The sequence below is a fragment of the Streptomyces sp. WAC05292 genome, assembly GCF_003949955.1.
GTDB lineage: Bacteria > Actinomycetota > Actinomycetes > Streptomycetales > Streptomycetaceae > Streptomyces > Streptomyces globosus.
The window spans coordinates 1-7701 of record NZ_RPSE01000310.1; the positions used below are offsets into that span (position 1 = coordinate 1).

Annotated in this window: 5 protein-coding genes and 1 pseudogene; 2 read left to right on the top strand and 4 right to left on the bottom strand. The window is 75.1% G+C overall.

What is annotated here, in order from left to right; all coding sequences use genetic code 11:
- The 4 genes and pseudogenes from EF903_RS24925 to EF903_RS24940 all read right to left on the bottom strand — a co-directional run.
- Positions 1-207: pseudogene (locus EF903_RS24925) on the bottom strand (hypothetical protein); the annotation flags it as partial.
- Positions 208-605: 398 nt separating this feature from the next.
- The gene (locus tag EF903_RS24930) at positions 606-2960 is read right to left on the bottom strand and encodes an FtsX-like permease family protein (protein ID WP_125546765.1); all 2355 of its coding nucleotides are present in this window, start codon (positions 2958-2960) and stop codon (positions 606-608) included.
- 2 nt (positions 2961-2962) lie between these two features.
- Positions 2963-3751, bottom strand: a complete 789-nt coding sequence (locus EF903_RS24935) for an ABC transporter ATP-binding protein (RefSeq protein ID WP_125546768.1) — start codon at positions 3749-3751, stop codon at positions 2963-2965.
- On the bottom strand, positions 3748-4254 hold the full coding sequence (locus EF903_RS24940) for a PadR family transcriptional regulator (RefSeq protein ID WP_125546770.1): 507 nt from the start codon (positions 4252-4254) through the stop codon (positions 3748-3750). The genes EF903_RS24935 and EF903_RS24940 overlap by 4 nt, the downstream gene beginning before the upstream one ends.
- 170 nt (positions 4255-4424) lie before the next feature.
- On the opposite strand from EF903_RS24940, the gene EF903_RS24945 reads away from it, so the two are divergent.
- On the top strand, positions 4425-5699 hold the full coding sequence (locus EF903_RS24945) for an ABC transporter substrate-binding protein (RefSeq protein ID WP_125546771.1): 1275 nt from the start codon (positions 4425-4427) through the stop codon (positions 5697-5699).
- 266 nt (positions 5700-5965) lie between these two features.
- Complete coding sequence (locus EF903_RS24950) at positions 5966-7648, top strand: glycoside hydrolase family 13 protein (RefSeq protein WP_125546773.1); 1683 nt, start codon at positions 5966-5968, stop codon at positions 7646-7648.
- Positions 7649-7701: the final 53 nt, after the last annotated feature.

Sequence of the window (7701 nt, forward strand, 5' to 3'; positions counted from 1 at the left end):
CTCGGGGGCCTCGGGTGCGGCGGGGGCAGCCTCGGCGGCGGTGTGCTGCCAGGTGCGGGACTCGTGCCGTTCGGCGGCCCGGGGGCGGGGCGCGTCCTGCGTGTCGAAGCAGGCCATGGCCGCGGTCGGCACGCCCAGTATTCCCGCGGCGCCGACGGCGACGGCTATTTTCCTGTAGTGCGTTTTCTTCTTCCGGTGCTTCTGCATGTGACCTCATTCGGTGATCGCGAAGCTTCCGGCGGCGGTGACGGAACCCGGCGCCGGAGGAGTCGCCATTCTCAGAAGACCGGCAACGCGCTGGCAAGTTCCCCCAATCCGTTTCCGGGGGAGATCCGGAACGCGGCTTGAAATACGCCTGCGATCATGTATTGCCCGAGGCGCCGAGTGTGCGGGGCGGTCTGACGGCCTGCCAGGAACTGCTCTGAACAGTGCAGTCCCGGCGAGGAGCCCGGTCGCCGTGAATTCCCTTTTACGCAGGAGAGAGGAATGTCGCCGCCAAAACGGACAAATAGCGATATGTCAATCACTCGGCTCGGCGGGCGAGCCGGCGCGGCCCGCCTGAGGTCCGTGACGTATGTCACGGAACCATCCGGGGCTGCCGGGTTTCAGAGGGTTTCGCTGAGGGAGTCCGCCAGGCGCCGGCGCGCCGTGCGGGTCGCGGGGAGGACGGCCGCGGCCGCCGCCCCGAGGACCGCCGCGGCCGCGACAGCCGCCAGGACCGGCGGCTGCGGGAGGCGGGCGATGCCCGCGCCGATACCGCTTGACGCGGCCTGCAGGTCGACCAGCAGGACGCCGCAGAGGGCGCCCGCCGCCATCCCCGCCAGTGCGGCCGCCAGGGCGGTCAGCACTGCGGCCGTCACGATCGTCGCGCTGATCTGCCGGGGCGTCAGCCCGATCGCCTTCAGCGCCAGCAGGTCCCGGCCGCGGTCCCGGACGCCCGTGCTGACCAGCGTCAGCACCTCCGTCAGCCCGATCAGCGCCAGTACCCCGACCAGCGCGGCGATCACCGCGCGGGCGGGCTCCAGCCCCTCGACGGGGCTGGGGGCCTGCCGGACCTCCAGCGTCCCGGCCGCCGCGCGGTCGACGGCGTCCCGGACCTCCCGCGGGTCGGCGCCGTCGCGCAGCACCAGGGCGTGGTGGTCGGGGCGCAGGTGCGGATCCCGTTCGCGCAGCGTGTCCATCGTCGTGGTGATCACCCGGCCCCCGGACTCCGGCTCGATGGTCCGGCCGACGACGTGGAGGATCTGCGGCCGCCCCGCGACGGTCATCCGCACCCAGTCCCCGACCCGCACCCCGAGCAGGTCCAGCAGCCCCTGACCGGCCACGGCCTCGTCCGGCCCGCCGGCGGCGCGGCCCTCCACCACCGCGGACGGGTACGGCTCGCGGGCGGAGCCCAGCCCGCGGAGGGTGATCGTGCCGGTCTGCCCCGGGACGAGCGCCGCCATCTCCGCGCCCGGATGGACCGAGGACACCCCGGGCACGGCGGCCAGGAGCCGCTCCGCTTCGGCGTCGGACGGCCCGGCGGGCTGCGGGGCCCGCACGGTGAGGGCGGCCGCCAGGCCGACCTGCGCGGGCCGGCTGCGGAACTGGTCCAGCGTCGACCACGCGACGAGGGCGACGGTGACCAGGGCCAGCGGCAGGGCGAGCCGGGCCACCGCGGCGAGCGTCCTGCCCCGCCGCGGGAACGCCGCCCGCCAGCCCAGTACCAGCGCGGGCGGCACCCGCAGGCCGAGCGCCCGCCGGCCGAGCGCCGTCATCGGAGCCGCGGACGGCAGCGCCGCCCGCGCCACCGGCACCGGTGGTACGCGCCCGGCCCGCCACGCCGACAGCCCGGTGGCGGCGGCGATCAGCAGCACCGCCCCGCACGGGACGCCGATCATCAGCGCGGTGTGGCCGGGCAGGTCCGGCCACACCTGTGCGGCCTCCCCGATCCGGCCCGGTATCCGGGCGCCCAGCAGGCCGATCGCGGCCGTGCCGAGGGCCACGCCGAGGACGGCGAAGGCCAGGTGCTGCACGAGGAACCCGCGGGTCACCTGCCCGGGCGTGAACCCTACGGCCTTGAGGACGGCGATGTCCCGCAGCTGCCCCCGGACCCGGGCGGCGATGGCCCCGGACGCGGCGAGGGCCGCCGCGAGCAGCGCACCCACCCCGAACACGGCGAAGACCTGCCCGAGGAGGCGGTCGTCCCCGCCGGCCTCCGCCCGCGCCTGCTGCCACTTGGCGACCTGCGCCACCCGGTCCGCGCCGAGGACGGTCACGGCGCGCTGCACGGTGAAGTCGGTGTCGGCGGGGTCCGCCAGGCGCAGCCCGACGCTCTGCCCGACCTGCCCGGCCGCGACCGCGTCGAGCGTGGCGGGGGACACCCAGCCGAGGCCGGGCGCGCCGCCGGGCCGGTAGCGGGTCTCGGCGGTCTCGGCGATCCCGGCCACGCGCAGGGCGTGCGGGGCGCCGTCCGCCCCGGTGAGGCGCACGGTGTCGCCCGGCTCGGCCCACAGTGCCCGCGCGAGGGCCCGCTCCAGGACGACGGCCCCGGCCGGCGGGCCCCCGTCCTCGGCGGCGGGCAGCCAGCCGCCCGCGGTGACGAGCGGCCGGCCCGTGTGCGGGGGCTCCGCCCCGGCCGCGCGCAGCGTCAGCGGGGCCCGCGTACCGCGCGACTCGGCCGTCGCGGCGGCCGTGCGGAAGGGCCCCGACAGCGCGGCGACCCCGTCCAGTCCGGACAGTGCCTCCGCGTCGGCGGCGTCCGCTCCGGCCGGGGCGCCGGCCGCGGGCCGGGTGTGCAGCCACACGTGGGCGCCCTGGGACTGGTTGAAGATCCGCTGCCAGGGGTTCGCCGCGTACCCGAACAGGGCCCCGGCCAGCAGCAGCGAGGCGATGATCCCGGCACTGGCGAGGACGACGAAGAGGGCTTCGCCGCGGTGTGCGCGGAAGTCGGCGTGCGCCCAGCGCAGCGTGGCCCGCACGGTCACTCCTTCAGGTCCAGGACGCGGGAGACGCCGCCGGGCTTCTCGCGGCGGCCGCCGCCGAGCCGCGCGTCGTCGGCGATGCGCCCGTCGAAGAAGCTGATGACGCGGTCGGCGGCGCTGGCCATGCGGGCGTCGTGCGTCACCATCACGATCGTCTGGCCGCGCTGGTGGAAGCGGGAGAGCAGGCGCAGCACCTCGCGGGTGCCCTTGCTGTCGAGACTGCCGGCCGGCTCGTCGGCCAGCAGCAGGGCGGGGTGGTTGACCAGTGCGCGGGCGAGCGCGACCCGCTGCTGCTCGCCGCCGGACAGCTCGCCCGGCATCGCCCGCTCCCGGCCCTCCAGGCCCAGCTCGGCCAGGAGCTCGGCCCGCGAGTCCCGCGCCGCCTTCGGGGAGGCGCCCGCCAGCAGGGCGGGCAGTTCGACGTTGTCGGCGACGGTCAGGTTGGAGACCAGGTTGAAGAACTGGAAGACGACGCCGATGCTGCGGCGCCGCAGGACCGCCCAGCGGGCCTCGCGGAAGGTGTCGACGCGCTGCCCGCCGATCCACAGCTTCCCGCCGTCCGGGCGCTGGAGCCCGCCGATCAGGTGCAGCAGCGTGGACTTCCCCGCTCCGGAGGGCCCGGTGACCGCGACGAACTCGCCCGGCCGGACGGTCAGGTCCACCCCGCGCACCGCGTGCACGGGGGCGCCCTCGCCGTGGTGCGTCTTGGTCAGGCCCTCGGCGCGCACGATGGGCTCCGGCGCGGGCCCGGGCGCGGCAGGAGCGCCGCCGGCGGCGTCGTCGCTCATTCCAGCTCCTCCTGGCAGCGTTCCAGCCAGTCGAGGTCGGCCTGGAGGTGCAGCATGGCGCCCTCGATCAGCAGTTGGGAGATCTTGTTGTCGCGGTCCTCGGCAGCGGCCAGCTTCGACAGGTCCCGCATGGTGTTGAGGTACTGCCGCCGCTGCCGGTTGATCAGCGCGATCGGATCGGCCATCCCCGACTGCGGCGCGAGGGCGAGCTTCATGAAGAACTCGTCCCGTACCCGGGGCTCCTCGGCGGTGTCCTCGAACCAGGCGAGCACCGCCTCGCGCCCGGCGTCCGTCAGCCGGTAGGTGCGCTTGTTGGGCCGGCCCGACTGCTCGACGTCCTCGCCCTCGATCAGGCCGCTCTTCTCCAGCCGTCCGAGGGTGACGTAGACCTGGCCCACGTTCGGCTGAGGGTACGCGGCGCCCAGGAGCTTCTCAAGGTCCTGCTTGAGCTCGTAGCCGTGGGCGGGGCCGCGGGTCAGGAGTGCCAGGAGCGGCAGACGCACGCGCTCCCCCCTCCTTCCCGCACCTTGGCCGACCGTTGACCCCTGCAGCGGTCCGGTGGCACCGCCGCCCGCCCCGCCCTGCCTGGGCGTCTAGTATCGCCCATGCCTAACAGGTATATATAGGCCGTACTGGTCGGCGACGCAGCCGGATCGTGTACTGGGAGGAACCTGTGCGGTGGATGCGTGCCGCGGGCAGGGCTCTCCTGGTCGCGGCGGTGGTGCTCGCGGGGTACGCCGGCTTCGGCGCCCGCGGCGACGCCGGCGCGCAGGCGCCGGCCCGCGGGCCGCTGACGCTCGCGACGGCCGGCGACCTCACCGACTACCTCTCCCCGCTCCTCGACGAGTGGAACGAGCAGCACCCCGGTGAGCGCGTCACCCTCGTCGAGCTGCCCGAGTCCGCGGACGAGACGCGCGCCCAGATGACCAGCGAACTGCGCTCCGGCAGCAGCCGCTTCGACGTGCTCAACATCGACGTCGCCTGGACCTCGGAGTTCGCCGCCGCCGGCTGGATCGCCCCGCTGCCGCGCGACCGCTTCCCGCTGGGGTCCTTCCTGCGCCCGGTCGTCGACACGGCCACCTTCGAGGGCCGGCTGTACGCGGTCCCCTACGTCACCAACGCCGGACTGCTCTACTACCGCAAGGACGTCCTGGAGCGGGAGGGCGAGAAGCCGCCGGGCACCTGGGCGGAGCTGGCCCGGCAGGCGGCCGAGGTCGCCCCGCGGCACGGGCTCGACGGCTATGCGGGCCAGTTCCTGCCGTACGAGGGGCTCACCGTCAACGTCACGGAGGCCGTGCACTCGGCCGGCGGGGCCGTCCTGCGCGACGACGGCGCGCAGGTGGCCGTCGACTCGCCCGCCGCGCGGGCCGGCCTGCGGTTCCTCGCCGACGGCGTCCGGGAGGGCTGGATCCCCCGCGACGCGCTCGGCTGGAAGGAGGAGGAGTCCCGGCGGGCGTTCCAGGACGGCCGCCTGCTCTTCCTGCGGAACTGGCCGTACGTGTACGCGGAGGCGAGCGGGCCGGACTCGAAGGTCGCGGGCCGCTTCGGCGCCGTGCCGCTGCCCGGGCCCGACGGGCCGGGCACCAGCGTCCTCGGCGGCTCCAACCTCGCGGTCAGCAGCCGCTCGCGGCATCCCGCGTCGGCGGCCGACCTGATCTCCTACCTGACCAGCGAACCGGTGCAGCGCAAGGTCCTCACCGAGGGGGCGCTGCCGCCGGTGCGGGCCGCCCTGTACGAGGATCCCGAGCTGGTGCGCGCGTACCCGTACCTGCCGGTGCTCCGCGAGAGCGTGATGTCGGCCGTGCCGCGGCCCAAGAGCCCCCGCTACGACCAGGTGAGCATCGCGGTCCAGGCCGTGGCGCAGGACCTGCTCGCACTGCGTCAGACGCCCGAGCAGGCCGTCGCGCGGCTGGCGCGCGAGCTCGACGCGCTCACCCGCAAGGGCTGACAGAGGCGGCCGCCGCGGCCGCCGCAGCCGGCGGGCGGCACTCCCCGTCATCCGCACCTCCTCCAGGGCGACTACTTACATGTTAAGTAGTCGCCCTTCGTTTTTCGCGCGGCAGATCAAGCCCTTACAGGGGCAAAACCCCCATCTCACCGCCGGTTTCTGGACACACCGTTGACACCTTCCGGTCGCTGCTACTTAACATGCATGCATAACAGCGCACCTGATCTAGGGCGCTCTCGCATTCAGCAGAAACAGGTCGACGCGAGATGCTCAGCACCCTTCCGGCCGACTCCGGCCTCCCCTCCCGCTCAGCCGCCGCCCCCGATGCCTGGTGGCGCGACGCGGTGATCTACCAGGTCTATGTCCGCAGCTTCCTCGACAGCACCGGGGACGGCATCGGCGACCTGGCCGGCGTCCGGGCCGGGCTGCCCTACCTCAGGAAGCTCGGCGTCGACGGCATCTGGCTCAGCCCCTTCTACCCCTCGCCGCAGCACGACCACGGCTACGACGTCGCCGACTACTGCGGCGTCGACCCCGTCTACGGCGACCTCGCCGAGTTCGACCGGCTGACGGCGGACGCCCGCCGCCTCGGCCTGCGCGTCCTCCTCGACATCGTTCCGAACCACTGCTCCAGCGAGCACCCCTGGTTCCGCGAGGCGCTCGCAGCCGCCCCCGGCAGCGCGGCCCGCTCCCGCTTCCACTTCGCCCCCGGCCGCGGCCCGGACGGCGCGGAGCCGCCGAACAACTGGCGCGCCATGTTCGGCGGCCCCGCCTGGTCCCGGACCACCGGCCCGGACGGCACCCCCGGCGAGTGGTACCTGCACCTGTTCACTCCCGAGCAGCCCGACCTGAACTGGCGGAACCCGGCCGTCGGCGACGACTTCGAGCGGATCCTGCGGTTCTGGCTGGACCGCGGTGTCGACGGCTTCCGCATCGACGTCGCCGCCGGCCTGTTCAAGCACCCCGAGCTGCCCGACTCCGACGACCCCGAGGCCGACGAGCGCGCCCGCGACGCCGTCAACCAGCTCGCCTGGAACCAGCCCGAGGTCCACGGCGTGTGGCGCCGCTGGCGCGCCGTCTGCGAGGAGTACACCGCCCGCGACGGCCACGAGCGGCTCCTCGTCGGCGAGGTCTCCGTGCCGACCGCCCGCGAGCACGCCGAGTACGTCCGCCCCGACGAGCTCCACCAGGCGTTCTTCTTCGACCTGCTCAGCGCCCCCTGGGACGCGGACGCCTTCCGCTCGACGATCTCCGAGGCGATGCGGGACATCGCCGGCACCGGGTCCACCGTCACCTGGGTCCTCAACAACCACGACCAGGTCCGCACGGTCACCCGCTACGCCGGCGAGCCGGGCGTCGAGGGCAGCGGGCTCGGAGCCGCCCGCGCCCGCGCCGCCGCCCTGCTGATGCTCGCCCTGCCCGGGGCCGCGTACGTCTACCAGGGCGAGGAGCTCGGCCTCCCCGAGGTCCTCGACCTGCCCGACGAGGTCCTCACCGACCCGATCTTCCGCCGCACCGGCAGCCGCAAGCACGTCCGGGACGGCTGCCGGGTGCCGCTGCCCTGGTCCGGGCACGCCTCCCCGTTCGGCTTCACGCAGGCCGCGGACGGCGCCCGGCCGTGGCTGCCGCAGCCCGAGTGGTTCGCCGAGCACGCCACCGACCGCGCCCTCGCAGACACCCGCTCCTTCTGGCACCTCTACCGCGACGGCCTCCAGCTGCGCCGCAGCCTGCCCCAGCTCGGCGACGGCACCCTGCGCTGGCTGGACGCCCCGCCGCAGGTCCTCGCCGTCGTCCGCGGCGACGGCCTGGTCTGCGCCGTCAACTTCGGCACCGAGCCGGTCCCCGCCCCCGTCCCCGGGGCGCCGCTGCTGGCCAGCGGCCCCTGCCCGGACGGCGTCCTCCCCGCGGCGACCGCCGCCTGGTGGACGGGGGAGTTCCCGGCTCCCTGAACCGGCGCGGGGGCGGCCCCCTCCCCGCCGGCCGCCCCCGCGCCGGTTCAGGG